Source organism: Ruegeria sp. YKSF131 (genome assembly GCF_059612645.1).
Map to the genome: position 1 here is coordinate 46,481 of NZ_JBXWQZ010000005.1, position 25,845 is coordinate 72,325.

General features: G+C 61.6%; 27 protein-coding genes. 8 read left to right on the forward strand and 19 right to left on the reverse strand.

The window, feature by feature from the left end; translation table 11 throughout:
• Nucleotides 1-2 precede the first annotated feature (2 nt).
• A complete protein-coding gene (gene trbB, locus AC2FLZ_RS03385; RefSeq protein WP_496881813.1) occupies nucleotides 3-938 on the reverse strand; it encodes a P-type conjugative transfer ATPase TrbB in 936 nt (311 codons plus the stop codon).
• A 282-nt stretch (nucleotides 939-1,220) separates the two neighbouring features.
• On the opposite strand from trbB, the gene AC2FLZ_RS03390 reads away from it, so the two are divergent.
• Entirely contained in the window at nucleotides 1,221-1,766 is a 546-nt protein-coding gene (locus AC2FLZ_RS03390) for a hypothetical protein (protein WP_496881775.1), read from the forward strand.
• An 81-nt stretch (nucleotides 1,767-1,847) separates the two neighbouring features.
• On the opposite strand, the gene AC2FLZ_RS03395 is transcribed toward AC2FLZ_RS03390, so the two are convergent.
• From AC2FLZ_RS03395 to AC2FLZ_RS03445, 11 genes are all read right to left on the reverse strand, one after another.
• Complete coding sequence (locus tag AC2FLZ_RS03395) at nucleotides 1,848-2,270, reverse strand: ribbon-helix-helix domain-containing protein (RefSeq protein WP_496881776.1); 423 nt, start codon at nucleotides 2,268-2,270, stop codon at nucleotides 1,848-1,850.
• An 11-nt stretch (nucleotides 2,271-2,281) separates the two neighbouring features.
• Nucleotides 2,282-4,288, reverse strand: a complete 2,007-nt coding sequence (locus AC2FLZ_RS03400; RefSeq protein ID WP_496881777.1) for a conjugal transfer protein TraG — start codon at nucleotides 4,286-4,288, stop codon at nucleotides 2,282-2,284.
• Nucleotides 4,289-4,311: 23 nt separating this feature from the next.
• Nucleotides 4,312-6,066 (reverse strand): relaxase/mobilization nuclease domain-containing protein, encoded by a 1,755-nt coding sequence (locus tag AC2FLZ_RS03405; RefSeq protein WP_496881778.1) that lies wholly within the window; start codon nucleotides 6,064-6,066, stop codon nucleotides 4,312-4,314.
• A 247-nt stretch (nucleotides 6,067-6,313) separates the two neighbouring features.
• Nucleotides 6,314-6,952: a lytic transglycosylase domain-containing protein gene (locus AC2FLZ_RS03410; protein WP_496881779.1), complete on the reverse strand. Its 639-nt coding sequence runs from the start codon at nucleotides 6,950-6,952 to the stop codon at nucleotides 6,314-6,316.
• A 3-nt stretch (nucleotides 6,953-6,955) separates the two neighbouring features.
• Nucleotides 6,956-7,468 (reverse strand): S26 family signal peptidase, encoded by a 513-nt coding sequence (locus tag AC2FLZ_RS03415; RefSeq protein ID WP_496881780.1) that lies wholly within the window; start codon nucleotides 7,466-7,468, stop codon nucleotides 6,956-6,958.
• Nucleotides 7,465-7,923 carry a DUF2840 domain-containing protein gene (locus AC2FLZ_RS03420; RefSeq protein ID WP_496881781.1) on the reverse strand — a complete coding sequence of 153 codons (459 nt, stop codon included), beginning with the start codon at nucleotides 7,921-7,923 and terminating at the stop codon, nucleotides 7,465-7,467. The genes AC2FLZ_RS03415 and AC2FLZ_RS03420 overlap by 4 nt, the downstream gene beginning before the upstream one ends.
• 5 nt (nucleotides 7,924-7,928) lie before the next feature.
• Entirely contained in the window at nucleotides 7,929-8,210 is a 282-nt protein-coding gene (locus AC2FLZ_RS03425) for a helix-turn-helix transcriptional regulator (protein ID WP_496881782.1), read from the reverse strand.
• A gap of 157 nt (nucleotides 8,211-8,367) precedes the next feature.
• Nucleotides 8,368-9,231, reverse strand: coding sequence for an abortive infection family protein (locus AC2FLZ_RS03430; RefSeq protein WP_496881783.1), 864 nt, complete (start codon nucleotides 9,229-9,231; stop codon nucleotides 8,368-8,370).
• Nucleotides 9,232-9,274: 43 nt separating this feature from the next.
• On the reverse strand, nucleotides 9,275-9,751 hold the full coding sequence (locus AC2FLZ_RS03435; protein ID WP_496881784.1) for a DUF2285 domain-containing protein: 477 nt from the start codon (nucleotides 9,749-9,751) through the stop codon (nucleotides 9,275-9,277).
• A 67-nt stretch (nucleotides 9,752-9,818) separates the two neighbouring features.
• Nucleotides 9,819-9,980 carry a transcriptional regulator domain-containing protein gene (locus tag AC2FLZ_RS03440; RefSeq protein ID WP_496881814.1) on the reverse strand — a complete coding sequence of 54 codons (162 nt, stop codon included), beginning with the start codon at nucleotides 9,978-9,980 and terminating at the stop codon, nucleotides 9,819-9,821.
• Nucleotides 9,981-10,122: 142 nt separating this feature from the next.
• Nucleotides 10,123-10,392, reverse strand: a complete 270-nt coding sequence (locus tag AC2FLZ_RS03445; protein WP_496881785.1) for a DNA -binding domain-containing protein — start codon at nucleotides 10,390-10,392, stop codon at nucleotides 10,123-10,125.
• Nucleotides 10,393-10,485: 93 nt separating this feature from the next.
• Here AC2FLZ_RS03445 and AC2FLZ_RS03450 point away from each other — a divergent pair, with 93 nt between their 5' ends.
• Nucleotides 10,486-10,785 carry a helix-turn-helix domain-containing protein gene (locus AC2FLZ_RS03450; protein WP_496881786.1) on the forward strand — a complete coding sequence of 100 codons (300 nt, stop codon included), beginning with the start codon at nucleotides 10,486-10,488 and terminating at the stop codon, nucleotides 10,783-10,785.
• 54 nt (nucleotides 10,786-10,839) lie between these two features.
• Here the strand turns inward: AC2FLZ_RS03450 and AC2FLZ_RS03455 are convergent, their stop codons facing one another.
• The 7 genes from AC2FLZ_RS03455 to AC2FLZ_RS03485 form a co-directional block, all read right to left on the reverse strand.
• Nucleotides 10,840-11,163 carry a DUF736 domain-containing protein gene (locus AC2FLZ_RS03455; protein ID WP_496881787.1) on the reverse strand — a complete coding sequence of 108 codons (324 nt, stop codon included), beginning with the start codon at nucleotides 11,161-11,163 and terminating at the stop codon, nucleotides 10,840-10,842.
• A gap of 13 nt (nucleotides 11,164-11,176) precedes the next feature.
• Nucleotides 11,177-11,485, reverse strand: a complete 309-nt coding sequence (locus AC2FLZ_RS03460) for a hypothetical protein (RefSeq protein ID WP_496881788.1) — start codon at nucleotides 11,483-11,485, stop codon at nucleotides 11,177-11,179.
• 251 nt (nucleotides 11,486-11,736) lie between these two features.
• On the reverse strand, nucleotides 11,737-12,225 hold the full coding sequence (locus tag AC2FLZ_RS03465) for a hypothetical protein (RefSeq protein WP_496881789.1): 489 nt from the start codon (nucleotides 12,223-12,225) through the stop codon (nucleotides 11,737-11,739).
• 123 nt (nucleotides 12,226-12,348) lie between these two features.
• Entirely contained in the window at nucleotides 12,349-13,290 is a 942-nt protein-coding gene (locus tag AC2FLZ_RS03470) for a DUF2493 domain-containing protein (protein ID WP_496881790.1), read from the reverse strand.
• Between the two features lie 351 nt (nucleotides 13,291-13,641).
• On the reverse strand, nucleotides 13,642-14,739 hold the full coding sequence (locus AC2FLZ_RS03475; protein WP_496881791.1) for a DUF7146 domain-containing protein: 1,098 nt from the start codon (nucleotides 14,737-14,739) through the stop codon (nucleotides 13,642-13,644).
• 195 nt (nucleotides 14,740-14,934) lie between these two features.
• Nucleotides 14,935-16,986: a ParB/RepB/Spo0J family partition protein gene (locus AC2FLZ_RS03480; RefSeq protein ID WP_496881792.1), complete on the reverse strand. Its 2,052-nt coding sequence runs from the start codon at nucleotides 16,984-16,986 to the stop codon at nucleotides 14,935-14,937.
• Between the two features lie 135 nt (nucleotides 16,987-17,121).
• Nucleotides 17,122-18,315 (reverse strand): DUF932 domain-containing protein, encoded by a 1,194-nt coding sequence (locus AC2FLZ_RS03485; RefSeq protein ID WP_496881793.1) that lies wholly within the window; start codon nucleotides 18,313-18,315, stop codon nucleotides 17,122-17,124.
• A gap of 351 nt (nucleotides 18,316-18,666) precedes the next feature.
• Here AC2FLZ_RS03485 and AC2FLZ_RS03490 point away from each other — a divergent pair, with 351 nt between their 5' ends.
• From AC2FLZ_RS03490 to qatD, 6 genes are all read left to right on the forward strand, one after another.
• On the forward strand, nucleotides 18,667-18,897 hold the full coding sequence (locus AC2FLZ_RS03490; protein WP_496881794.1) for a hypothetical protein: 231 nt from the start codon (nucleotides 18,667-18,669) through the stop codon (nucleotides 18,895-18,897).
• A gap of 11 nt (nucleotides 18,898-18,908) precedes the next feature.
• Nucleotides 18,909-20,792 carry a hypothetical protein gene (locus AC2FLZ_RS03495; protein WP_496881795.1) on the forward strand — a complete coding sequence of 628 codons (1,884 nt, stop codon included), beginning with the start codon at nucleotides 18,909-18,911 and terminating at the stop codon, nucleotides 20,790-20,792.
• A gap of 92 nt (nucleotides 20,793-20,884) precedes the next feature.
• Nucleotides 20,885-22,840, forward strand: a complete 1,956-nt coding sequence (gene qatA, locus AC2FLZ_RS03500) for a Qat anti-phage system ATPase QatA (protein WP_496881796.1) — start codon at nucleotides 20,885-20,887, stop codon at nucleotides 22,838-22,840.
• Nucleotides 22,840-23,736, forward strand: coding sequence for a Qat anti-phage system associated protein QatB (gene qatB / locus AC2FLZ_RS03505; RefSeq protein WP_496881797.1), 897 nt, complete (start codon nucleotides 22,840-22,842; stop codon nucleotides 23,734-23,736). The genes qatA and qatB overlap by 1 nt, the downstream gene beginning before the upstream one ends.
• Entirely contained in the window at nucleotides 23,733-25,082 is a 1,350-nt protein-coding gene (qatC, locus tag AC2FLZ_RS03510; protein WP_496881798.1) for a Qat anti-phage system QueC-like protein QatC, read from the forward strand. The genes qatB and qatC overlap by 4 nt, the downstream gene beginning before the upstream one ends.
• A complete protein-coding gene (gene qatD, locus AC2FLZ_RS03515) occupies nucleotides 25,079-25,837 on the forward strand; it encodes a Qat anti-phage system TatD family nuclease QatD (protein ID WP_496881799.1) in 759 nt (252 codons plus the stop codon). Before qatC ends, qatD begins: the two co-directional genes overlap by 4 nt.
• The last annotated feature ends 8 nt before the right edge of the window (nucleotides 25,838-25,845 follow it).

The window sequence follows — 25,845 nt, forward strand, 5'->3', positions numbered from 1 at the left end:
GATCACGATGGGTCTCCTCCGGAGTTACTGAGAATAGGTTCGAGGGCGTAGTCGCCTGTGGCATCGAGACCGGTGACGCGAGCGAGTTCCGCGAGCCGGCGGTCGGGTCCGCGGCCTGCGAGCACGGCGATGATGTCGATCGTGTCGGCGACGAGCGCACGCGGCACCGTCACGACGGCTTCCTGGATGAGCTGCTCGAGGCGGCGCAGTGCGCCGATCGCCGTGCCGGCGTGAATGGTGCCAATGCCGCCCGGATGACCGGTCCCCCAGGCCTTGAGAAGATCGAGCGCTTCGGGGCCGCGCACCTCACCGATAGGGATCCGATCGGGACGTAGGCGCAGCGATGAGCGCACGAGATCGGACAGCGTCGCGACTCCATCCTTGGTGCGCAGAGCTACGAGGTTCGGCGTCATGCACTGAAGCTCACGGGTGTCCTCAATCAGGACGACACGGTCTGAACTTTTGGCGACCTCAGCGAGCAGCGCATTGGTCAGCGTGGTCTTGCCGGTCGATGTGCCGCCGGCGACGAGGATATTGGCGCGCATGGCGATTGCGTCGCGCAACGCTCCAGCAGCTTGCGCACCCATGATGCCGACGGCGACATAGTCGTCGAGGGTGAACACGGCGACGGCGGGTTTGCGGATCGCGAAGGCAGGCGCTGCAACGACCGGCGGCAAAAGCCCCTCGAACCGCTCACCCGTCCCGGGCAGTTCCGCCGAGACACGCGGGGCTCCCGCATGGACCTCGGCGCCGACATGATGCGCGACCAGCCTGACTATGCGTTCAACATCGGCGGCGGAAAGCCGCTCGCCCGTGTCCGACAATCCTTCGCTGAGACGATCCACCCAGAGTCGACCATCGGGGTTGAGCATGACTTCGACGATGGTGGGATCCTCAAGCCATGTGGCGACGTGCGGTCCAAGCGCCGTACGGAGCATGCGGGAGCCGCGCAGGATCGCTTCTGTCTGGAAAGGTTGGACGGTCATTCGCGGCCCCGCATTTGGTTACGGGACACATCAAGAAGACCGTTATTGGGTCAGCGGCAACAGGGATTACGGCGTAGTAGTGCTGTGGCGGGCAAAGGCAGGGTAATGGGGAAGTGGCGCGCCAGTGCAAAGCCGGCTTTGCGGATGGTGTGGGGACATCCGGCAGAGAAATTTGAATTGTGGTACCATCCCGCGATCGTTACGATGGATCGAACGGATTGCGATCGGAGACCCATGACAGCTGCGTTATCTCTTGTGACGATCGGCCTTGTCGCCCTGCACCTTGCTTTAGCCGCCAGATCGACGCACTTCGGTCAACGAATTGCCCTCGTGGTCGCGGGCTGCACAAGCCTGCCGTTCGCCTTCGGGCCCTTCATTCCGATTGCCCATTTCATATTCGAATCTACGGACAAATCGCTGCTGTGGGTAACGCAGGCAGTCTGTTCACTGCTGCTCACCACGCTTGTAGCACGCCTCGCCGTGCGATGGCGTGATGGGGATGTGTCAAACCTACGGTTGCCCATCTCCGGGATCGTGGTCGGCCAGACCATCTTGCTGGGGGCGGCAATCTTGCTTTCAGATTACGAGCCGGGAGCGGCGACCCCGAATGTGTGGGACGCCCCAGTCTACGTATTGAATTGGCTTACGGGGATCATCATGTGCTTGCTTCTCGCCCTTGCGGCATGGCGCATTGCGGGATCAGGTTTGGCCTTCCGATTGCTGACCGGAGGCTATCTCCTAATCCTCGGTCTACTCGTGAGCGGCACAGTTGGCCCCTAAGTCACGGGCGACGGACATGAGGAGGCCCGAAATAGCCTTTCGTTTCATGCGCAGAATCAGTCACATTGGGCATCAAAGCCGTCATTGCTCCAAACTACGGCCTGCGATATCATCCGAGACTTCCTTCGTCAGCGTGTTCCCCCTCGCCAGCCGCCGTCCGAGTGTCTCGACGAAACCCTCATAGCGTTCGCGCCCCTTGGCGTGGGCGGCATCGCGCATAGTGTCCGGCAACGGCGGGGTGGTGGTCAGCCAGAACTTGACGAAGAGCGCCAGGGCCTCATTGCCTATGGATACGTCCCGCTCGAGCCGCTCGATGGCGCGGGTCAGCCGGTCGAGGCGGCGCACGATTGCTGCTTCGTGCTGCTCATCGGCATCGGGCGAGAGGTAGGAGGCGAGCGCCGCCTCGACGATAGCCGATTTGGAGACCCTGCGACGCGCAGCGAGCGCATCCAGTTCCGGCGAGAGTACCGGATCGAAATAGACGTTCAATCTATCCTTCTTCATTCCGGTACCTCCTAAAGCTCGATCCCGTCATCTGGATCGAGCGCCGCCTGACGGTCGACACCGCGGAATCGGCCCTGCAGTTCCTTGGCCCGCTGAGCCTCGTCATCCTGATCCTCATCGAGGGCTGCGAATTCTTCGCGCGCTGGCGTCGTTTCCGGTGCGATTTCTTCGTGCTCGGGCAAAGCAGGTTCGCGGCGCACACCACCGTCACTGTCCTCATCGCTCTGTGAATTCTTGGCTGCGGGCGCCGGGACCTCAATTGGCGGGCGATTGGTCCAATCATCCGTGTAGTGAATGTCAGTGACTTCTCTCTTCGAAGTTTCCGGCTCCGGTGGCGCCACGATCCGCACCTTGAACTGTGGGTCCGAATAGTAGCGCGCCTTCTTCGCCCGGATCGGCGGTACGCCGGAGATGAGCACGACCTCGTCATCCGCCGGGAGCTGCATGATCTCGCCGGGCGTAAGCAGCGGACGGGCCGTCTCCTGCCGCGAGACCATCAGGTGACCAAGCCAGGGCGAGAGCCGGTGGCCGGCATAGTTCTTCATCGCGCGCATCTCGGTGGCGGTGCCGAGTGCGTCCGAAACACGTTTTGCGGTGCGCTCGTCATTGGTGGCGAAGGCGACACGGACGTGGCAGTTGTCGAGGATGGCGTTGTTCTGACCGTAGGCTTTCTCGATCTGGTTCAGCGACTGGGCGATCAGGAACGCTTTGAGGCCGTAGCCGGCCATGAAGGCGAGTTGGCTCTCGAAGAAATCGAGCCGCCCCAGTGCCGGAAACTCGTCGAGCATCAGCAACAATCTGTGCCTGCGGTTTTGCGCATTCAGCTCTTCGGTCAGCCGACGGCCGATCTGATTGAGCACCAGCCTGACGAGAGACTTGGTTCGCGAGATATCCGAGGGTGGCACGACGAGGTAGAGCGTCGTCGGCCGCGCGCCCTCCACCAGATCACGGATGCGCCAATCGCACCGGCTGGTGACTTTCGCAACGACGGGATCGCGATAGAGGCCCAAGAAGCTCATCGCGGTCGACAGCACACCCGACCTTTCATTCTCAGATTTGTTCAAGAGTTCGCGTGCGGCTTGCGCGACGACGGGATGGGGACCGTCGCCCAAATGTGGCGTACGCATCATGGCGGCCAGGGTCGCGGCGATCGGTCGGCGCGGATCGGAGAGGAAGGCGGCGACGCCGGCGAGCGTCTTGTCGGCTTCCGCATAGAGCACGTGGAGGATCGCGCCGACGAGCAGCGAATGACTGGTCTTTTCCCAGTGGTTCCGCCGTTCCAGCAGACCTTCGGGATCGACCAGGATGTCGGCGACGTTCTGGACGTCACGCACCTCACCGTCGCCGCGCCGGACTTCCAGCAGCGGATTGTAGCGGGACGAGTGCGGATCGGTGGGATCGAACAGCAACACGCGCGAGTAACGCGCCCGCCATCCGGCTGTGAGCTGCCAGTTCTCCCCCTTGATGTCGTGCACGATGGCGGACCCCGGCCAGGTCAGGAGCGAGGGCACGACCAGACCGACGCCTTTGCCGGATCGCGTCGGCGCGAAGCAGAGCACATGTTCGGGACCGTCGTGACGGAGGTAACGCTCCTCGAAGCGGCCGAGCACGACACCGTCGGGTGACAGCAACCCGCTGGCGGTCACGTCATTGCGGTCTGCCCATCGGGCTGAGCCGTAAGTGGTGACGTCGCGCGCCTCGCGAGCGCGCAGGATAGAGAGGAAGATCGCGACACCTATCGCGGCGATCCCGCCGGAACCGGCGATGATCGCGCCCTCGACGAAGACGCGGGGCGCGTACGCGTCGTAGAAGTACCACCAGACGAAGAAATTCCAAGGCGGATAGACCGGCCAGCCGAACAGTTCGGTCATGGGTGCGCCGAGTTGAGGTTGGAATCCGAGCTGCCAAGCCGTCCATTGCGTCGCCGCCCAGACGAAGAGCAACGCAACGGCGGAGACGATGACGATCTGTCCCCAGAGGATCGCGGTGGCGGGTGACTGGCGAGGGTCTTTCGTCATCGTGTCGTGTCCATCCTTTTGACTCAGATACCGAGGCCGCGCTTGCGGCCGAGTGCCCAGTCCACACCGCCGCCTGGCGCCATGGTCCCGGTGATGGTCTGGCCGAGATGCTTTTCGAGTTGGGGTTTCCATGGCACGAGTTCGAAGCCGATCCCGTCGTCGATCATGGCGAAGCGTCCCGAGGCGAGATCGAGGCGCTGGCGATAGGTGCCGGCGACAGCCTCACCCTCGGTCGAGGCTCTGTGTGGAAGGCCGGTCTTGGCAGCGAGCTTCGTCGCGGCGGCATCGAGTTCACGTTTGCGCAGTGTCGCCAACAGGTCGCGGACAAACGTGACGCGCGGACCTTGCCGCGTCGCCAGGCCCTCGGCGACGAGATGATCGGCCCGCCGTCCAAGTGCGTCGCGCACCTCCGCGCCGAACCCGTTCCCGCTCAAGGGCTCGCTGCCCTTCGCCAATTGCAGACGATCGAGCCAGGTCGCGCCATCGGCATCGACCTGCGCGGCGAGCGAGAGATCGGACCGGCCAACCAGAGACAGTCGTACCGTACTGCCATCACGTGGTGTCCAACTCCGCGTCTCGACGATCCCGCCGGTGGGTGTATCGCCGGTTTGGTCCAGGTCGGGGAAGCGCAGGTGATGGATCCGCCCGTCGACGCCGTCGATGACGGCATAGGCTTCGCCCGTCAGTTCATCATGGAGCCCGCGATCGGCAAGCCGTCCGAGGATCGGCTCGGCCGGAGTGCCCTCTACCGCGAAGTCTGAAAGCGATCGAGCGGCACCGTCAGCCAGGGCGCGGTGCATGGTTTTGATGATGTCGCCCCGATCGCCGAGTTCGCGCAGTGTGCGTTCCATGCCGGGTTTCAGTTCCCAGACGGCAGGCACCAACCTGTCGGCAAGGCCGAGGCGTTCCAGCGTCTGTGCACGTCCTATCAATCGCCGACGCAGTTCCGGATCGGACGGTTCCGGTGCGCCGGGTCTTAGATCAACGGCGCCGCCGCTTTCATCGGCAAGCGCGCGCAGGGCGCGATCAAGCCCGGTCCAGCACTCGACGCCGATCTCCGTGTCGAGGCTAGAGGCTATCTCACGTTGGGTGCGAGGCCCGAGTTCGAGCCCGACCAGTTCCTCGGCGCGGGCGCGGAAACCGCGGCCGATGTAGTCGCGTGAGATGACGAGGTCCTTGCCGGCGTCCGTCTTGCCGCGAACGAGGACGTGGATATGAGGGTTGTCGGTATTCCAATGATCGACGGCGACCCAATCGAGATCGGTTCCGAGATCGCGTTCGGCCCGGTCCATTAGGTCACGGGTGAAAGCGCACAGATCGTCCATGGAGCCCGCGTCCTCCGGCGAGACGATGAAGCGGAAGTGATGCCGGTCGTCCTCGCATCGTTCGGCGAAGGCGCGTTCGTTAGCGTCACCGTCGCGATCGAACATGGCCGCGTCGCGCCCGTCCCGGGTGACGCCGTCGCGCTTCAGATAGGAGATGTGCTTGGCGAGCGGCGCCGAACGGTAGCGTGCCCCGCGATGGCGAACGACACGCGCCTTGACGATGACACGACGTTTGGTTCGTGAAAGGCTGCGCGCCGTCGCCGCGAACCGCCCGCGCCCGAAGGTCGAGGTCGAGCCGGTGCGCCTCGCGCCATTGAACCGGTAACCGGTGTGGCCGGCCTTTTTCGCGGCGCGCATAACCTGACCGACGAAGCTCTGCGCCTTGCGCCCGCGCGGTCCACGGTCGCGGATACGCCCAGGTTTGATACGCAGATCGTCATCGCGGGCGCTCATACCTTTTGCCCGCTGAAAAGAAGAATGGCACGGTAAAAGGCCTTGGATATCAAAGTGTAAGCGCCATACATGGCACTGCGCGACCCCGTGTGGCGTGTAAAAAACCCAAGAACAACAACCACATAGCGCGCATCGGTGCCGCGCCTTTTATCTCGCCATCCTTTCGTTGTTGACACCTCCGTGACCCGCTCTTCCGTCAAATCCGCGAAAGAGCACGCCAGCACGCGCCGCGCTGCGAAACACGGCATCATCGGTCGTCTGTCCGGTTTTGAAGCCCGACGAACAGCGGCGCTTCACGCCAGTCGGATGTATTCGACCGTCCGTCATCTTGCGATGGCGATACGACGGACGCGTCGATCAGCGGCGCCAGCGATCGGAGATAGGCGCGTGTTTCGCGCGGCAGCGGGCGTCCGGTGGCGAGGTGCTGAGCATAGCGTTCCGGACCGGCATTATATGCCGCGAGGAAACCGGGCGCGCCGAAGCGATCATACATGGCGCGGATATAGGCCGCGCCCGCCAGGATGTTGTCGCGTGAGTCGAACGGGTCGTCGCCGAGCCCATGCCGTGCACGCAGCTCGGCCCAGGTCGCGGGCATGATCTGCATCAGGCCCATCGCGCCGGCGCGGCTTATTGCACGGCGATTGCCCGCGCTCTCGGCCTGCATGACGACGCGTATCCAGCGTTCCGGGATGCGAAATCGCGCCGCCGCTTGCGCGACGAACACGTCGATAGAAGACGGTCGGACCGCTGCGGGTCGGTCATCTGTTGTACGTTGCGACGGTTCCGCGGATGCCGGAACCGGTCCGGCGGTGATGGCGATCGTGAGCATCGCCATCGTCATGCGAGCGACAGATGACTGACGGCCGGAAAGAGGAAGGAGAGACATGGCTCAATCCTCCCGGGTCCAGATCGGAACCGCCCGGCCGACGATCGTATCGGTGTTGATCGGCCCGAAATACCGCCCGTCAAGGCTGGCCGGTTCGCGCCTATTGAGGAAGAAGACTTCGCCTTCGCGCAGCACCCGGCAGCCGTTCCAGACCGGCAAACGGCGACCGTGCCGATCAGTCACCCGTGCCGTCGCCGCACTCGCGCCATCGATGGTGATTGTGATGCCGAAGCGGCAAACTTCAGCACCCCTGAGGCCAGCGACTTGCTTCAGCAGGGGTGCGTCACGACCGAGATATCCGCGCGCGACGAGCCAGTTCGAGAGTTCTTCGGGTGGGCGCACGACGGCGAGGTCACCGACCTGCGGATCGCGCAACGGCGTCACGAAATAGACGCCGACAGGAACGCTTGCCGACGCGTTCCAGATGAGGATCTGATCACTGCGTACGGCTGCCGAAGCGCCGATCAGACCGATCGCCACACCGGCCAGGAAAAGTGTTCGGCGTGTGCGGGTCATGTCTCGATCTCCCGCCGTTTGAGCCAGGCGGCATGTCGTGCTTTCGTGTAAGGGCGCGGTGTCAGGCCGGCGGTTAGCCGATGATGAACATGTCGCCAATGATCCGGGCAGACCTCCTCAGGCGCGATGTCCAGCGCTTCGATGCGGTCGATGATGGTGAGCACCGCCTCGACCTTGGGCCAACCGGAGATGTGCAGAAGGCTCTCGCCACCGGGCACAACGCAAGGGACGGTCGCGTAGGCCTCGCCGCGACCAACGGCGCGCAAGATGTCGATCCGGCTCTCGACCGTGCCGTAGTCACTGGCCGTCCAGCGGACGAAAGCAAAGACCGCGCCGGGATCGAAGCCGACGGTGCGGCGGCTGCGGCTCTGGATCGTTTCCTGGACGATGTGACCGAAGCGAATCCAGCGCTCGACCCGTCCTTCGATCCACAGGAGTTCGACGGTGGTGCGCATCCCGCTCACCGGCGCTTGTAGCTATAGGCGGGCGAGATTGCCGCGTGGCGCTTGGCGGGCAGGACCGTGTCGCCGGTATCGTCCGAGGTCGAGTTCTTCTCGCCCCGGCTGACCCAGGCCTGCAGGTCCTCGACCGAATAGACGACGCGCCCGCCGATCTTGGAATATTTGGGACCGGTGCCGTAAGTGCGATGTTTCTCCAGCGTGCGGCCGGAAAGACCGAGAAAACGGGCGGCTTCGGGGGTTCTCAAGTAGCGCGGCGGTAGGCCTGCGTTGGGATCGGGCATAGGGTAGCGCCTCCGGTTGCTGTGCCAGGCCGCGACCTGCGGCAGGCTGTCGGAGGCGAGGGAAGCGCAGAAATGCCGTCAGGGGGGATGGCGAAGATGGGACAAGGAAAACGCTACCCCTCAAAGGGCGTATAGGAAGCTGAGGATAGCTTGCTGATCAGAACGGGAAATCGTCGGCTGGATCAGCCGCCGGAGCCTGGCGTTCCGCCTCCAGCCGCTCGATGAAAGCGAGTGATGCGAGCACACAGTCGATAATGAATTGCGCCTCGGAGACGGTGAGAAGCTCGTTATCGTGCGCGAAGGACCGCTTGTTGCGCGCCCCGTTCAGCCCCTCGAAGAGCTTATGCTGGACACGGAGAGTTGGCAGCGCGAACGCGCTCACAGCGCCTTCATCACGCAGAGCCTTGCCATAAGCGCCGAAAATGGCGTGCAGCGGCGTCTTCGCATCGACGGGCTGCTTGCGCGATGAAAGCAAGTCGCGGAACCGTTTGACACAGTAGGTATGCACGCGGTCGAGCGCGACGTCGGGCTTTTCGGCGACGAGGTCGGCAGCAATCGAAGCGCGGAGCTTGGGAAGTGTCGTGTCGCCGGAAAAGTCCTTGAACGCGTCGTCGAGCTTCAGCGTCGATACGTTCTCCAGCTCGGCGGTAAACTGTTCAAGCCAGGATTTGAGGCGGGCTTCTTCGGCCTCCTTGGTTTCGACATAGCCGGAGAGCCCGCACCTATAAGCCCAGAGCGCGCGAAGAACCTGCGCGACGAGCCGCGGCTCTGCGACCTCGACGAAACCCCGCAGCGTCTTGCCCTTGCTCGCGCCCTCAACTTGAAATCGCGCCTGAAAGATGTCGAAGCCGAAGCGCTCTTCGAACCATTCGGCCATCGTCCTATCGGAAAAGTCGAGAACATAGCCGCCGCCGCTGTGGAATATCTGATCGAAGACTGCGCGCTGGTGAGTTAGCAGGCGACGCGTTCGGCCGAGTATCTTTACGGCGCTTGAATCGAGGTTTTGAGAAGGCTGTGTCATGACGAGAACATAACGAAAACTTCGCGATATTCACAGTTCTCTATCAATGTTTGCCCTGCAAAAGCCGTCGATACCCCTTTTCGATCATTCTGCGCCCGTATGCAGCGAGGCGCGCGATTTGCGACTTGAGCGCGTTAGTCTTCCAAGGTTCATCCGACACACGCCGCTCGCCGAAAAAGGCGACGGCGATCATGCGGTAGGTCGCGCCTTGGCGCAGTCCGTCGACGGTTCTGAGCGCGTGTTTCAAGCGCTGACGGCGTTGGCGAGTCAACGGATGTTCAACCGACAATCCGTGGAGATGACGATAGAGTCTGTCGGCGGCTGCGAGATGGACTGTCCAGGCGTCGTCAAACGGCACGACGACGCCGAAGTCGGCGTCAGCCGCGGAGCTTTTGGCGACAAGTTGGGCGCCGTTATCGAGCTTGAGCCAGGTGAATTCGGAATCGGTCGCGCTTGCGACGATCGGAAGGGTTCCGATGCTCGAGACTTTATTATCGAATTGGTGCGCGGGAGCGATCAAATTGACGATTGCGGGGGCGTCTGCGGGATTCCAGAAGACGGGCGCGGTCGGCGGATCACGCTCCGGATCAACTGCGAAATCGAAGGCCCCAAGCGGCGCATGCGCTATCGTCCTGCTTTGCGGTATAGTCGGATCGGTAGCTTTCGTTCCGCCTCAGGCATTCCCAGGCCAGCCCGGAAAGGTCGAGGTCGTCAAAATGATCGTAGATGCGGTTGTCGAGCCAATCCATGGACACGGCCGTCCTCCTAACAGACTAGCCCCCCGAAGACAGATGACGTTTTTCTCATTGGATGATTACGCCGGAAGTTGAGTTTGGCTAGTGAGAGGGCGCGCATGAGGCGATCCGGTATGCGCATCACAGGTTCGATAAGCTACGGTAGGCCGTGCTTGAGAATCTCGCGATAGCCCTGTTCGGTCATCCAGCGGGCGCGGCTCAAATGGCTGTCACGCACACGCCGGGCACGTTCGGGTTCCGCCGTGGCGTCTATTCCAAACAGCACGGATGACACCTCTTCCAGCGAAGCGCCGGCGCACTCGGCGTCCAGCAGACGCATATAGAGCTTCAGATGATCGCGGTCGTATACCGTCAAAACCGCCTCGTCCGGTGGAGCGTCGGCGATCGGCATCTGCGTTGTGGTCATGGTTGGTCCTGTCGCACGAGCGTTCATATTAATGAACCAGAAACCATATCGCCCGCAACTGCCGGCGGGTTGCAATCGCCAACACCCGGAAGGTTGCTGACGACGGAACTGATTACCGCGTATTATAATACGTCGCATCAAAATACGCGATCCGCATTTATCGTGCGGATGGATATCAAGGAACTTTTTGGAAGAAATCTCAGAAATCATCGCACGAAACGCGATCTCAGCCAGGGTGCGCTGGCTGCGAAGATGGGCGTGGATCGCGCACATGTCTCAGCCATGGAGCGGGGTCAGCAGAACGTGACCATCGTCACGCTCTGGCATGTCGCACTGGCGCTCGACGTGAAGCCGGCTGCGCTGCTCGAAGACGAAGACGAAGACGAGAAGTAGCAACGCGGAAAAAAGCCCCGCCCGGGTGAACGGGCGGGGCTTGCTGGTGATCGCTCAGTCGCCGTTGCGGCGGTTGGGGCGGGACCAGATGAGGCTGTAGCTTTCGCCGTCTTCATCGTTGAAGAGGTTGGCGTAGATCGGAGCGGTGAAGCTCGGATCGTCCAGCTTGAGGCCGAGATAGTCGCGACCCTCGTTGGACTGCTTGGACCAGGCTGCTCCGATTTCGGCGCGTCCGACCAGGACGCGGTGGCTGGGAGCGTTCTCGCTGGTTTGGCCAGTCTCCGGGACGACGCGGACGTTCTTGGCCTGGACGTTGAGGGTGACGATTTCGCCGGTGTATTCGTTGCCGGACTTCTTGAAGGTGCCGATGGTAGCCATTTTCAGTTCTCCTTTAGGTTTTCGAGCCCGCGCCCGTCGCGGCCTCGATGGTGATCGCAAGGCCGGGGCGATCCGCTGACGCAGCCTTTAGGCCCGCAACGTCAGTGGAGGACGGTGCGGACGGAAGTTTCTTGTGCCCGCGAGGAATGGGCGTGAGCCCAGGGGAAGAAAGTTCCGGACGCGCCGTTGCGGACAAGGCGGTCGAGGCAGCAGCCGATCCCGGCCAGATCAGGCCATGAGAGGCCGTGATGGGCGCGGGTATTGAAGCGTTGGAGAAGAACTGAAGGCTGCCTGTCGTGACCGGCAAGATCCCGGCACCCATGATAGCGCGAAGACAGGCGATGTCGTGCGATCAGGATTGGTTGCAGCGTTTAGGGCGGGCTAGTCATCGAGTACTCGCTCAACGGTGTCGTCGCTTACATTGCGCCGAGTCGGCGATAGAAGCTGCATATCGTCAAAACGGACGCGGGACAGAGCGGAAACTGGTGACGTACGGTCCGAGTGACTGAGCTCGGTCAGTTATCCCGTGATGTGTCGATGGCTTAGAGCATGGTTTCCCAACCGCGCGGCATGTCACCGGTCTCGCACAAGATCTTGTCCGTCGTTGGCCGTGCGGTTTTCACCGCGTTTTGTCGTTATCGTAGGCGGCGATTCTTCCGGTCCTGACAGTGCCGCAACGCGCATCCATGCGGTGATGCCGATGGCCAAGGCGCCGATGCTGCCAAAGGCCAGCGACCAATTCTCACCCGCGCTACCAATCTCTGACAATCCCCTGATCGCGTGGAACCCGGCGACGCCAGCCGGAATCGCGTAGAACGCGCCGACCGCCAGCCTGATCGGAGTAGATCGGACCGTGGCGAAGGCGATCTGTCCCAGGATTAGCGTCGCAGCGCCCGACAGGAACGCGGCGATGATGGCCGCGAGGACGCCCGCATCGGCCTCATAAACATAGAGACCGACCGTCATCGCGACGAAGAAGGGGAGCGCATAGACGGCCAGCGTGAAGAGCACGTAGACGATGACGCCGAGGCCGAGGATGCTCAAAACAGTGGAAAGGAACATTTGCGGTCTCCTTTGATGACACGCATCTCCACAACCACCACGGCGCTGGCGTACTCTAGCGGAGAAAGACCTGCGCCGGAATGCGTCGGCGCAGGATCTGGTGATGCGATTAGCGGAACACACTTAAACCCGCTTCTGCTTGCGGAAGTCGAATGCCGTAATGCCGAGCTTCCTCGCCTTGTCGGCGAAATTGTCCTGTATGCCGGTGCCGGGGAAGACGATGACGCCGATCGGCAGGACGTCGAGAATGGCATCGTTGCGCTTGAACGGGGCGGCCTTGCCGTGACGCATCCAGTCGGGCTTGAAGGAGACCTGCGGAACCTTGCGGGTCTCCGCCCATTTGGCAGCGATCAGTTCGGCACCCTTCGGCGAGCCGCCGTGCAGAAGCACCATGTCGGTGTGCTTGGCGTGGACCTTGTCCAGCGTGTTCCAGATCAATTGATGGTCGTTGAAGTCGAGCCCGCCGGTGAAGGCGATCTTCGGTCCCTCGGGAAGGTGCACCTCGGTGTCGGCGTGCTTCTTTGCCGCGAGGAAATCCCGGCTGTCGATCATCGCGGAGGTGAGGTTGCGATGGTTAACCCGCGATCCCGAGCGTGCCGACCAGGGTGAACCCGTCAGGCGAAGATAATGTTCGGCGGCGTTGTCGCGATAGACCTCCATGCAATCGCGGCGCTCGATAAGCGTGTGCCCGATGGTGATCAGCCGTTCAAGGTCGACGGCTTTGACTTCGGAGCCGTCCTGTTCGCGCTGCCCGCGCTTTTGCGCCTGTTCGTTGTCGTCGAGCTTGCGCTCAATCCGGTCAGCGGCACGGTGGAACATGTGGACTGTCGACCAGAGCAGTTCGTCGAGGTCGTCGTCGAGCATCGTGTCGGCCATAGTGGCGACGAGGGCATCGAAGATATCTGCGACGGCGCCTTCGATGCGGCCGTCTTCGGGGACATCGCGCGGGTCGGGTTGGCCTTCGGGCGGACGATGACCGAAGAGTTGGAGTTCGGTGCAGATCGTGTCGGTCGGCGATGTGCCGTGATGCGGTTCGCCATCAATGTCGTCGGGATCGGTGAACATGGTGTGCTCCTTCATCGGGGGACCGCGACCGCCGCGGCCTTCGTGGCGACGAAAGACGGCAGGCGGAACGGGCCTGCATCCAGAGCGACGGGCATAATCCCCAAAAGTGGCTACCGGTTTTGGGAGAAGGTCATGCCGAGAAGGAGTGCAGGGCCGTAGCGCCAGCGGAGGATGGCGGAGACCGGTTCTTTTGCTTCGCGATGGAACGGCCCGCAGGGCCGACGGAAAAGAACCGGGCGCAGCCATTGCCGGCCCGGCCCGCCTGCCGTTCTGTCGCCCTCTCGAAGAAGGCCGGGGTCGCGACTCTATCCGGCGGGGGCAGCGCGCCCCGTGCGATCCCGTCGGCGACGGTCAGCCCGGTAACGTCTCCCTCCCGGCCGATCCCGGTGCAAGAAGGAAGCGGTCGACATCCTCCGGCGCGATCTGCAGCCGCACCTGATGTCGGAGAACGTCGATGCCGGTGCGGCGCAGTTCCTCGTTGAAGTCGCCAAGACAGGACATGAGTGGCAACGCCTCTATCCCGGCCGCACTCGCCCGGTCGACCAGGCTTTCCAACGCTCCTTCGCCGGCCGGATCGTTGTCACAAGCCACATAGAGACGGCGCAATGTGTTGGGAAACAGGATGGCGGCGAGATGGGCGGCCGAGAGTGCGGCCACCATCGGCATATTCGGCAGGACGAGCTTCAGCGACTGCATGGTCTCGATACCTTCTCCCGCCGCCATGACATCGCGTGCAACGCCGAAGCGGACCGCGTGGCCGAGTAGATGGCCCATCGCGCGGCGCGGCGTATCGATCGGCGCCTTGCCGAGCGTCGCCTCGGAAAAGCCATTAGGGTCGAGCGCAGAAGGATCAAGATATGTGCGATGCGCACCGGTGATCGTGCCATCGAGGTCGGTCACTGCGGCGATCAGTGCGGGCCAGGTTTCGGTGGGACTGTGCCCGTCGGGCCTGTAGTAGCAGTTCGGATGGAAACGGAGGTTTCCGGTTTGGTGCAGAGTCGTAATCCCGCGATTGCGGAAGTACGTTTCTGCGGGCGTGCCCCGGATGGGCTTTGCCATGGCGAATAGCCGCCGCGCGGCTTCCGGCGATCCGGTCGGTGCCGACACGGATCGAGGTTCTGAGCGGGTTTCGGCTTTCGGTTGCGGCAGGCTCAAAAAGCGCCGTGCCTCGGTCGCAACATCGGAAAAATCGGACAGTCCGCAGCTTTCCTGAATGACATCGAGCAGATCGCCATGCTCGCCGGTGGCCGCGTCGGTCCACTTGCCCGCCGCACCTTTGCCGGACTCTGATCCCTTCAGGCGGACATACATCGACCGGCCGGGCGTGTTCCGCACATCGCCGACCATCCAGTAACGCCCTTCACGGCGACCGTTCGGAAGGTAATGCCGGCAGACCGCTTCGGCATTGCGCGCAAGACGGTGCGCCAGGTCTGATGCTTTGTTTGCCATGCATGCCTCTTCGTCTCATCGCCAAGAAAAAGGGCCCGCCGTTTCCGACGAGCCCTCCGGTTGCGAGGGAGCCAGGGGGACGCCCTCTCTCGCGACACGGCCGCAGGGGGAAGGCTTCCGCGGCCCGTCCATATTGAGCTAGTGACGGCGTGTCGGCCATCGACCATCAGCCGCCGTTCGTCAGTCTTTGTACGATCACTCGGCGGCTTCGAGGGCCGTCTGATGTTCGTCAGCGTCGGGCTCATCGCCGTGCGCCGACAAGTTCTCGTCGACGATCTCGAGCTCCGGTTTATCGGGCTGTTCGATCAGCGGCGGCGTGCGCAGCGGCTCAGGCAGCCAGCCCGTACCCGCCAGCAGTTCCTCGGCGGCCTCCACCATGTCGGATTTCTTGAACCCGGCGATCCGGTCGGCGTCCTTGTCGCCTTTCGCCTCGCGCACCGCGGCGAGGATCTGCGCCTTGGTCACCCGGCCGAGATAGCTGTCCGCCGTCAGCGTCCAGCCCGCCTTCACCATGTCGAGACCGAGCGTCGCGGCCAGCACGTCGGCGTGGGCGATCTGGCGCGGCTTGCGGTGATGCGGCTCCTGCACGGCGTTGACGGTCATCGCCACGCAATGGGCGAAGAGCGCGTCGCGGCTGTCGCTGTCCCATTCGGTCAGCGCATCCCAAAGGTCTTCCGGTTGCTTCGGCAGATTGCCCGCCCAGGTCTCGATCCCAAGGTCGATCGACTGGACATAGCGGGCCTCGCCGAGGTTCGGCGCTTGCGATCCAAATTGAGTGGAGCGCGGGCTGATCTCGACACAGCTGTCTTGGCCGTAATGGTAGAAGAGCTGCAGAACCATCGTATGCAGACAGGCGAGCATCGCGAGCTGCGGATCATTCGCAAGCGCGTCGCGCAGCGCCATCGTCCGGTGGACCGTCAGTTCACAGATGAGGCGATCCGACAGCGGTTTGGTGCCGTCGTCATCGTCTTCCTCATCTTGATCCGTCACCGGATCGGATGCGTCAGCGACTGCATCGTCTGTATCGGGATCGACGTTATCGCCATCGGGACTGTCCTCGGCCTCGACTACCGGTTCGTCTTCGGGCCGGACATAGCCGCGCACGACAAGCAGGCCGCCAGAGCTGTCGATGCTGACGAAGGCGCCCGCGATGGCGTAATCCTCCGGTTCGAACCGGATCGGACGGTTCTGGAGGGCTTCCATCGCCGTCTCGATCTCGCCGAGCCGTTCGTCGACCTCCTCGGGAAGCTTGTCTGCTTCGGCGTACTCCTCTTCGAGCTTGTCACATTCGGCCTTGAGTGCGGCGTAGGTCGCGTCTTCCTCATCGCTCATCGGCTCGGCTTCGCCGCGAATGCGCCGCAGGTCGTAGGTGTGGCCGTAGGGAAAGTCGGTCGCGACCTCGATCCAGTGCCAGCCTTCGGCGCGAATGGCTTCGGCTTCTTCGTTCAGCTTCTCGGCGACCATGGTCTCGAGCAGGGCGGCATCCTGCAGCCAGCCGCCATCATCGGTCTGGAAGAGGTCGCGCAGCACCTCACCACCCGCTTCGACGTAATTGTCGACCCCGACGAATTGCGCCCGCCGGTCGGAAGCGCGGACGGCGCCTTCGGTCAGCATGCGGCGGATTTCATAAGGCTGCTTCGAATAGTGCTGCTTGAGCGCCTCCCAGACCTGTTCCTGACGCTCGTGGTCGGGATTGACCGTGAAGGCCATGAGCTGGTCGAGGATCATCTCCTCTTCGGCATAGGCCTCCAGCAGTGTCGTCGAGACGGCGGCCAGCTTGAGGCGCTGTTTGACGACGTTGACCGACACGAAGAAGGCCGCGGCGATCTCTTCCTCGGACTTGCCCTTCTCGCGCATGGCTTGGAAGGCGCGAAACTGGTCGAGCGGATGCAGCGGCGCGCGCTGGATGTTCTCGGCGAGGCTGTCCTCTTCCGCCAGACCATCGATGCGCACGATGCAGGGCACCGGCGCGGTCTTGTTGAGGCGGCGCTGCTTCACGAGGAGTTCGAGCGCGCGGTAGCGGCGCCCGCCTGCCGGAATCTCGAACATGCCGGTTTCAGCGCCATCATCGTCGAGGATCGGGCGCACTGTGATCGACGAGAGAAGCGTGCGCCGGGCGATATCCTCGGCAAGCTCTTCGATCGAGACGCCGGCCCTGACCTTCCGGACGTTGGACTGGCTGAGCACGAGCTTGTTGAAGGGAATGTCGCGCGAGGCGCTGAGGGTGATTTTCTGAGACTTACTCATGTCGGTTCTCCGCGACGGGCGGTCACGAGACTCTCTCTGACCTCCGAACCCGTCACGAAAACCACGACCCACCTCTTCCTCTAAAGAGAGATGGACCGTGGACGGAGGGCAGGAAGGGAGCACTACGCCGGGGACCTAGGCGGCGGCCTCGAGCAGCTTCTTGGCGCGGGTTTCCATGGTGAGGCGCGCGTCCTGCTGCGGTTTCGACCGGGCAACAGCCGTGATGCCCTGCACGAAGTCGAAGACGCTCTCGGGTGGGCGGCCTTCTTCGGCGAGGACGGTCTCGACGATCTTGCCGGTCTCCTCCTTCGAGAAGCCGCGCTTGCGCAGGAAGTCGGTGCGGTCCTCGTCGCCGCGCGCCACGATCCGTTCGCGTGCGGAGCGAATGCCGCGGATGAAGGGCTGCGGCGAGGAGTCGGCGAAGTTCGCCAGTGCTGGCGCCGCCTCGTGGGCAAACCGGTTGGCGGCGTATTTGGAATGCCGGATCGTGATCTCCTGGAAGTTCTCGACGCCCCAGAGATTGCGGTTCTGGCAGACGGCGCGGAGATAGAAGCTCGCAATGCCAAGAGTCTTCGCCCCGACTTCCGAGTTCCAGCAGTAGAATCCGCGGAAGAAGAGATCGGGAGAGCCGTCGGGTAGCGTGCCTGCCTCGATCGGGTTCATATCGTCCACCAGGAAGAGGAAGACGTCGCGGTCCGAGGCGTAGAGTGTCGTCGTGTCCTTGGTGACGTCGACCATCGGGTTGTGGACGCCGGTCGACCAGTCGAGCATGCCGGGAACCTTCCAGCGCGTGTCGCCGACGCCGTCGCCGGCGATGCGCTGAACCGCCGAGACGAGTTCATGGTCGTAGATACGGCCATAGTCTGGGCCGGTTACGGCGCGTAGTTCGGTTCGGCCGTTGGCGACTTCCATCGTCTTCACCTGCTCGGCGCGGTGGTTGGTGAGGCCGTACTGCAGGTTGATACCTGCGAGCGGCGCGGGAAGCTGTCGCAGATAGGCCGCCGGTGCACCGACGAGGCCCGTGAGCTGCCCGAAGCTCCAATGGGTCGGCGCGACCGGCGCTTCGGCATCCGGCAGGACGAATGCGAGCTTCTCTGGATCGTCACGTTGGGCTTCGACCCGGATCGCCGCGCTCTCGACCGTCCGCGTCCGGCTCCGCTCAGCGCGGCCCTTCACCGAGGCGTAGAGCTCCGAGAGCGAGAGATACTTCTCATCGTCGGGCCGGGAAAACCATTCAGACGACACTCGCCCGTTATGCCCGCCGCGGGACACATCCACCTTGTAGCCACCGCTCCCGGGGCGGCCGTTCATGATCTCGATTGCTGTCATGGCTGATCTCCATGACGGGCGGTCCGAGAGCCTCTCTCTCGACCTCCAAACCCGTCACAGCGAAAGCCGCCGAACTCTTGCTCTCTGGGGGCGTTGCGGGCTCTCCCCGCAGAAGGGGTCGGGCGAGACCATAGGCTCGACCGCAGGGGAAGGCCTTCCCCTCAGAACTGCTGATGCGCACAAACTTGATAAGGCCGAACATCCGTTCGCACCGCATTTAGGATGAAATGCGAACAACTATAGGGGCAAATTTCCGCATATTGTTCTGAATTTCTCAAAAATATTGACTCATCGGCGTTAATGACAATATCGTCCCTGAACTGAACGGAATTAGTGGAGGACGAGCACTCGGTGGCCGAACGATCTGAAAAACGTGAGAAATTCGTGCGACTCGCCGAAGGGCGGACGCAGTCTGCGTTGGATGCGATTCGCAAGCTCGGCAATCTTTCGAACCGTCGAGCTTATGAATATTCGGACAGTGACGTGAAAAAAATCCTCAAAGCGCTTCGCGACGCCACGAGCGACATCGAGCGGAAATTCGGATCAACCTCCGGCGATGGCGCCGATAAGTTCAAACTCTAGGGGCGCATCGCATGAAGGCAGAACCACTTAACATTCATGACAAGCGCTTCCTCATCAATCGGCTGATCGAGCAAGCTCCGGTCAGCACCCTGGTCCGCGAGTTTTTCAAGAACGCCGATGAAAGTGCGGCCAGCGCCGCCTCTGGAAATCGCCGGATCGAAATCTACCCGACCGTCATCGAGGGGGTCCGGAAGCTCACGTTCTGGAACACCGGGACGGGCATGGATGACAGAGAGCTGAAACAGGCGACTGAGTTGTCCTCGTCGATCAACAAGGAGATGTCGCTCGACGGAAATTTCGGGATCGGAGCCAAAGTCTCTGGCCTGACCATGTCACGGGAAGGCATTCGCTATCGCTCGTGCAAGGATGGGGTCGTCAACGAAGTGGTCATCGGCTTCGACCCCGAGGAACAGACCTATGTCCGTTTCCCGGTCGAACTGCCCGATGGCAGTTTCGACACCGTTTACGACGTGACACAGGTCGTCCTCGATGCGGGCCGGGAGACCGCGTTCGATTGGACCGAAGTCGTTCTGATGGGCGAGAGCGAAGACCACGACACCGTTGCCGAGCCCTTGGGGAAGGGAAAGACCCAAGATCGCAGCTTCATTCCTTCGGCGATCTTCCGGCGGTTTGCGCGGTTCGCTCATGGCGTCGAAGTGCGGGTCGATGTCGCGATGACCAAGGGCGGCGGCAAGGATGAAACCGGCCGCACGCGTCGACTGAAAACACTCGAAGAGGTGGTGGATGAGCTTCCCAACCACGAATGGGTCGATGCGCCGGGCGGAGAGCTGCGCATTCACTACATCCATGACCCGAAGCATGAGAACTACAGCCATTCCCTCAGTGCGCTCGCCAATCCGGCAACCAGCTCGACCACTTTCTGTGCGTTGGTCCACAAAGGTGAGCGATACGACATCAAATCCCGAAAGGCATGGTCGGCCGCTGCCCCAAACTTCGGCATTCCATTTGGGTCGAAAGTCATCACCGTCGAAATCGAACTCGTCGACGAACTGGCGCTGCCAAACCAATATCGTGATGGTCTGACCTGGCCGGACGACCGTTCCCCGATGGTTGCCGAAGACTTCGATGATTTCGTACGCGAACTGATGCCCGACTGGGTAAAGGACGTCATTCGCTCCGAGTCTCCGGCGTCGGACGACAATCTGGACGATCTGCAAAGCGACCTTCAAAAGCTGCTCGACGAGTTCCGGATTCCTACGGTGACGCTGAGCCCGTCACGTCGCCCATCGGCGATGCAAACCGAGGGCGCGGATGAGGGAACCGATACATCGGACCCGACGAATCTCGATACACAATTCCCTGAATTGAATGAAGCTGGCAATAAGGACGGTACCGAAGGCGATCCGAACAAGAGCCAGCGCGCGAAGCACAAGAAGGTTCGGAAGGCGCCAGATGGCTCCAAGCTTTCACGCTCGGCCCAGTCATTGGAGCGCGTTCCAGAAATCAAGATTCTCACAGATCCCGACGAGATTGCCGAGAAGAATCTGAAGGGCCGCGCGGGACGTTTCTACAAGGATGCGCAGACTTTGTTCGTGAACGGTCTTTATTCGGCCGCCGAACGCATGGCCGTCGAACTCGATACTGAAATGCGTACTCTGGGTGAGCCGGAGGTCGTCCGGTCGGCCATTATGAAAGCCTCCCGGAAATTCATGGCGTTTCGTGTCGGCAAGGCAACTTGCTACGCAATCAGCAAGCGTCTCTCGGACGATTGGTCAAGCGATGATCTGGATCGCGCGACATCGCCGGAATCCTTGTCGCTGGCCGCAGATGACTACAAGCAGAGCATCTCGCAGGCTAAACGCTATGCGAAGGAATTGATCAAAACAGCAGACATCCCGGAGGAAAGTACTGCGCAGTTACAAGAAGTGAGCTGAGAACGTGCGACAGATGCTCCGGAATAGCTTGGTGCCATTCGCATGCTCGCACAAGGGAAGACTGTCTTTATTTCATAGAAAGGTGCCACCGTTTGATTCTAACCGACAATGAAACGAAGGTGGATCTCCTCAATAACGAGGCAATCGCCAAGACAATTATCAACCTACTCGCGAAACGACCCGACGAGGCCGTAACGATAGGCGTGCACGGCGATTGGGGCGCGGGAAAATCGAGCGTATTGGAGATGATCGATGACGCATTGCGCGAAAGCAAAGATGTCCTTTGTATCAAATTCAATGGATGGCGTTTCCAAGGCTTCGAGGATGCGAAGATCGCGCTCATCGAAGGAATCGTCACGGAGCTGATCGAGCAGCGTTCGTTGGCCACCGAAGCCGGCGAAGCTGTTAAGAATATTTTCAAACGGATCGACTGGCTCAAGGTCGCGCGGCATGGCGGCGGCCTCGCGTTCACGGCCTTGTCCGGAATCCCAACACCCGACCAGATACGCGCCGCCGTCGGGGGCGTGAAAGGCTTGCTCGAAGATCCCAGTGAGCTTGCAACCAAAGAAAACTATGACGCGGCGCTCGGCGGTGTTCAAGGGCTGTTGAAGCCTGACGAGTCGAAGCGTTTGCCGGAGGAGATCGGTGCGTTTCGGAAAGCCTTCGATGATCTGCTCGATAAAGCGGGTGTCAAACAACTGGTCGTTCTGATCGACGACCTTGATAGGTGTTTGCCGGATATCGCGATAGAGACGCTAGAAGCCATTCGGCTGTTCGTATTTACTGATCGCACCGCGTTCATCGTTGCCGCTGACGAGGCGATGATCGAATATTCCGTGCGAAAGCATTTCCCGGAGCTGCCCGATACGACGGGACCGCGAGATTATGCGCGCAACTATCTCGAGAAACTGATCCAGGTCCCCTTCCGCATTCCGGCTCTGGGCGAGACAGAGACCCGTATCTATGTGACGCTGCTGCTGATCGGGGCGGAGCTTGGCGAAGATCACGAAGGATATGCGAAGCTCATCGCGGTCGCGCGCAAACAGCTAGAACGCCCATGGCAGGCCGGCGGACTCGACGCGGCGACGGTGAAGGAGACCTTGGGCGACCTCGGGAACGGTGTCGCCAATGCACTGACTTTGAGCGACCAGATCGGCCCCATTCTTGCGAGCGGCACACAGGGCAATCCGAGGCAGATCAAGCGGTTCCTGAACACCCTTCTGCTCCGGAACCAAACCGCGCAGGCGCGCGGGTTCGGCGCTGATGTGAGGCTGCCGGTGTTGGCGAAGCTCATGTTGGCCGAGAGGTTCATGTCGCGCTTGTTCGATCAGATCGCCAGCGCCGCCGCGAAGCATGAGGACGGCCGGTGTAAGGATCTCGCGCACCTGGAGGCGGATGACGGTGCCCCTAAGAAATCCAAGACTTCTGACAAGAAGGGTCCGAAAATCTCGACTCTCGATGGCGCCCGCAAGAATCCCGCCCCGGACCCTGACAGCGCGATGCTTGCAGAATGGAAAGGTTCGGACGTCATCCGGTCTTGGGCGAAGCTGTCCCCCAAGATCGGTGAAGAGGATCTGCGCCCCTATCTGTTCGTGGCGAAGGATCGGAAGGACTATTTCGGCGCTGCGTCGGTCCTCGGACGTTTGAGCGCGGTTGTCGAGAAGCTGATGGGTTCCAAGCTGGCCGTCCAAGCGTATGAGGGGGAACTTCGGCAATTGGCTCCTGCTGAAGCCGGCCAGGTATTCGAAGAGTTGCGTGGGCGGATCATGGGCGGAGATTCTTTCGAGACGGAACCCGCGGGCTTGGCGGGAATGACGGTCTTGGTTCGCGCACAAGATCTCCTTCAGGCGAACCTACTCGACATGCTGGAGAGCCTGCCCGCAGATCGTTGCGGGCCTTGGGCGGCCAGCGGTTGGACTGGTGTGATCAGAGGAGGCGAGTTCGCGACCCGGCTGGATAACCTCTTAAAGGCTTGGGCAGAAAGCGGATCGCCGACGCTAAAGGCAGCAGCCAGCACTGCGACACGCACCAGCAAGAGGGGGCGCTGATGGGGACATCTAACGCATTCAGAGGGGCATCGGGGGGCACGCCGCTGGTTCCTAGCTGGCTAGATGGCGACGGCGGGGCAGATGGGGATGCTTCTGACGGAGATGACACGCCAGCTGATGGCGGTGATGGCAATGCACCCGACGCATCGCCTGAGGTACCACCGGCCGCTCCTGCGGAACGGCCGCCCATAGTCGCTCCTCCGACAGGGGATCGTTTTCGGTCGGCGCGCAGCAACTTCACACGGTTCGCCGGATCGGGCGGGAGCGATCGCCGAAGCCTCGGCCGTGCGGTCTCCCAATATGTTTCTCGATCTTCCGGGGGCGCGGGGTCCGCAGCCAGACGGATGGGGTCATCTCGTAGCACTGCTTCTGGACTCGTCAGTTTCCTAGGCAATGCGAGTGCGAACGGAATCCGTGAGGCCCTTCGATCACTGGATTTGGAGAGTCTTGCGGGCCGGCCAGTGGAAGAGGTCTTCGCTGGCCTCGCTGACTACATATGCCCCGATGGTGGATCGGTGGATGAGGGCATCGCGCGCGACGCGTTTATCGAAACGATCGCCGATCTCGCGGAGGCGGGGATCACGGATATCGACAGTCTTAGCTCGGAGCAGATTCAGACTGTCTTCGAGCTCTATGCGTCGCACGCAATCGAGGCTCGAATCTGCAACGATATCGGCACCAGGGTCGTGACGATGCCTTCGGACACACGGACGGTCGAACGGATTGAAGCCCAGTTGTCCGAATTCATCCAACGCGGCGTGAGTGACGCCGTGAATGCGTCTGGCGTCGACATCGGCAGCCTGTCGCAGGATCAAGTCTCGGGCTTCGTTGATAGCGTGTATGAGGCGGCCTTCGAGATGCTGGAAGCGCTGGGTGAGAGCGAGGCGGAGTCATGAGGCGACATTTGCTTGTAGGGCGGTTCGGGCCGAAAGATGCGGTCAAAATTCCGGCCGCCAGCGACGAACAGGTGTCCGAGCTCGACCTCTTGGTCGGCGGCCGCCTCGGCCATGGGATCGGTTACGCACTCTCGGACATGGCCGATCTAAATCTCGCACCCGGAGAGATAGCGATCGACCTCATGGTACTCGCTGCGCACATCCATGCGGCCGATACACGGATTGCGCGTTCGACGGAGTCTCAGGACGGTTGGTCGCGAGAGATCAGGTTGGTCGTGCCGGTCAGCGATCCGCGATTGTGGACCGATGCGTCGTTGATCGTTAAACGGGCGCTCGATTTCCTAACGGGGGATCGTTGGCAGATCGGGTTTCGATCTCGACCGAAAAAGTTTGCGACTCTGTCTGAGCCGCGACCGAAACCCCTGTTGCCGGTGCCCTTCGACGCGGTAAATCTGTTCTCCGGTGGCCTCGACAGCTTGATCGGCGCGATCGATACTTTGGAAAAAGGTGGATCGCCACTTCTGGTGAGTCATGCTGGCGAAGGTGCCGTCAGCAAGTCTCAAGAGCAGTGCTACGATGTCCTACAGGAGGCCTATCCGGGCTCGTCGTTCGATCGATTGCGAATTTGGATGGCGTTTGGTGATGGTCTGATCGACGGTGTGGAATCCGAAAGTACGACGCGAGGGCGGTCGTTCTTATTCTTCTCCCTCGGCGTCGCAGCTGGAGCCGGTCTCGGGAAGAGGTTCGTCCTGCGGGTTCCTGAAAACGGTCTCATCGCACTGAACGTACCGCTGGACCCACTACGATTGGGTGCTTTGAGCACTCGGACGACGCATCCCTTCTATATGGCGCGATGGAACGAATTGTTGGACGCGCTCGGTATCGATGGCGAACTCGTCAATCCGTATTGGGACAAGACCAAGGGTGAAATGGCCGCCGAGTGTGCCAATCCAGACGTGCTGGACGATGCCGTGATCTATTCCTTGTCTTGCTCTTCGCCGGCCAAAGCCCGTTGGAGGGGTGAGTCACAAGGACATTGCGGATACTGCCTTCCCTGTCTGATCCGGCGGGCGTCACTCGCAGGCAACGATCCGACAGATTACGGCGTCCCGGATCTCACGGCTTACACGTTGGATACACGCCAAGCCGAAGGGCAACAGGTCCGGTCGTTTCAGTTGGCAATCCGTCGATTGGCGAAGCGCCCCGAGCTCGCGAAAGTACTCATCCATAAGCCCGGGCGTTTGTCCGATCACCCTGACAGGATCGATTCTTATGCAGAGGTTTATCGCAGAGGCCTGGAAGAAGTAGGAGCGATACTGACGGATGTTAGAACCGCACCGTTATGAGTAGTGTTCATCAATCAACGCAGCTGATCGATTTCCACTGCCATCTGGACCTCTACCCCGATCACGCTGCTGCAGTGGCGCAGCGCGAACGGGAGCGAGTCTTCTCGCTGACCGTGACGACGACGCCGAAAGCCTTCCCTCGCAATAAGGAACTGGCTGATCGGACGAAGTATGTTAGGGCCGCGCTCGGTTTGCATCCGCAGCTTGTCGCCGAACGCGCTAAGGAATTGTCGATCTGGAAAGACTATCTTCCGTCCACACGATATGTTGGCGAAGTGGGTCTCGACGCTGGCCGGAGGTATTATTCCTCTTTTGACGAACAAAAGATCGTTTTCGGCGAGGTGCTCAGCGCGTGTGCCGAGGCTCGGGACAAGATTCTCACGGTCCATAGCGTTCGCTGCGCGAAGGTTGTCCTCGACATGATCGAAGCTAGACTGCCGCGAGGCATGGGGCGGGTCGTTCTGCATTGGTTCACCGGTTCGGCGGCGGAAGCGCGTCGTGCCAGCGAGATGGGATGTTACTTTTCGTTAAACGCCGCGATGTTGCGGAATGAACGGTCGGTGAAGCTTGTGCGGTCGCTTCCAAGAGATCGCATACTGACGGAGACGGACGGTCCCTTTACGGATGACGCCGCAAGAGCAGATGGGCCCGCCGATGTGAGGCCGGCAAGAGACGGATTGGCGCGGTTGTTCGGAGTATCTCCAGACGAGATGGATGACTTGTTGACGAGCAATTTAAGAGAACTTCTCAGCTGAATTTATGC

Coding starts and splice junctions, on each gene's coding strand:
- trbB (WP_496881813.1), bottom strand. CDS start 938: ATGCTCCGTACGGCGCTTGGACCGCACGTCGCCACATGGCTTGAGGAT.
- AC2FLZ_RS03390 (WP_496881775.1), top strand. CDS start 1,221: ATGACAGCTGCGTTATCTCTTGTGACGATCGGCCTTGTCGCCCTGCAC.
- AC2FLZ_RS03395 (WP_496881776.1), bottom strand. CDS start 2,270: ATGAAGAAGGATAGATTGAACGTCTATTTCGATCCGGTACTCTCGCCG.
- AC2FLZ_RS03400 (WP_496881777.1), bottom strand. CDS start 4,288: ATGACGAAAGACCCTCGCCAGTCACCCGCCACCGCGATCCTCTGGGGA.
- AC2FLZ_RS03405 (WP_496881778.1), bottom strand. CDS start 6,066: ATGAGCGCCCGCGATGACGATCTGCGTATCAAACCTGGGCGTATCCGC.
- AC2FLZ_RS03410 (WP_496881779.1), bottom strand. CDS start 6,952: ATGTCTCTCCTTCCTCTTTCCGGCCGTCAGTCATCTGTCGCTCGCATG.
- AC2FLZ_RS03415 (WP_496881780.1), bottom strand. CDS start 7,468: ATGACCCGCACACGCCGAACACTTTTCCTGGCCGGTGTGGCGATCGGT.
- AC2FLZ_RS03420 (WP_496881781.1), bottom strand. CDS start 7,923: ATGCGCACCACCGTCGAACTCCTGTGGATCGAAGGACGGGTCGAGCGC.
- AC2FLZ_RS03425 (WP_496881782.1), bottom strand. CDS start 8,210: ATGCCCGATCCCAACGCAGGCCTACCGCCGCGCTACTTGAGAACCCCC.
- AC2FLZ_RS03430 (WP_496881783.1), bottom strand. CDS start 9,231: ATGACACAGCCTTCTCAAAACCTCGATTCAAGCGCCGTAAAGATACTC.
- AC2FLZ_RS03440 (WP_496881814.1), bottom strand. CDS start 9,980: ATGGATTGGCTCGACAACCGCATCTACGATCATTTTGACGACCTCGAC.
- AC2FLZ_RS03445 (WP_496881785.1), bottom strand. CDS start 10,392: ATGACCACAACGCAGATGCCGATCGCCGACGCTCCACCGGACGAGGCG.
- AC2FLZ_RS03455 (WP_496881787.1), bottom strand. CDS start 11,163: ATGGCTACCATCGGCACCTTCAAGAAGTCCGGCAACGAATACACCGGC.
- AC2FLZ_RS03460 (WP_496881788.1), bottom strand. CDS start 11,485: ATGGGTGCCGGGATCTTGCCGGTCACGACAGGCAGCCTTCAGTTCTTC.
- AC2FLZ_RS03465 (WP_496881789.1), bottom strand. CDS start 12,225: ATGTTCCTTTCCACTGTTTTGAGCATCCTCGGCCTCGGCGTCATCGTC.
- AC2FLZ_RS03470 (WP_496881790.1), bottom strand. CDS start 13,290: ATGTTCACCGATCCCGACGACATTGATGGCGAACCGCATCACGGCACA.
- AC2FLZ_RS03475 (WP_496881791.1), bottom strand. CDS start 14,739: ATGGCAAACAAAGCATCAGACCTGGCGCACCGTCTTGCGCGCAATGCC.
- AC2FLZ_RS03480 (WP_496881792.1), bottom strand. CDS start 16,986: ATGAGTAAGTCTCAGAAAATCACCCTCAGCGCCTCGCGCGACATTCCC.
- AC2FLZ_RS03485 (WP_496881793.1), bottom strand. CDS start 18,315: ATGACAGCAATCGAGATCATGAACGGCCGCCCCGGGAGCGGTGGCTAC.
- AC2FLZ_RS03495 (WP_496881795.1), top strand. CDS start 18,909: ATGAAGGCAGAACCACTTAACATTCATGACAAGCGCTTCCTCATCAAT.
- qatB (WP_496881797.1), top strand. CDS start 22,840: ATGGGGACATCTAACGCATTCAGAGGGGCATCGGGGGGCACGCCGCTG.
- qatC (WP_496881798.1), top strand. CDS start 23,733: ATGAGGCGACATTTGCTTGTAGGGCGGTTCGGGCCGAAAGATGCGGTC.
- qatD (WP_496881799.1), top strand. CDS start 25,079: ATGAGTAGTGTTCATCAATCAACGCAGCTGATCGATTTCCACTGCCAT.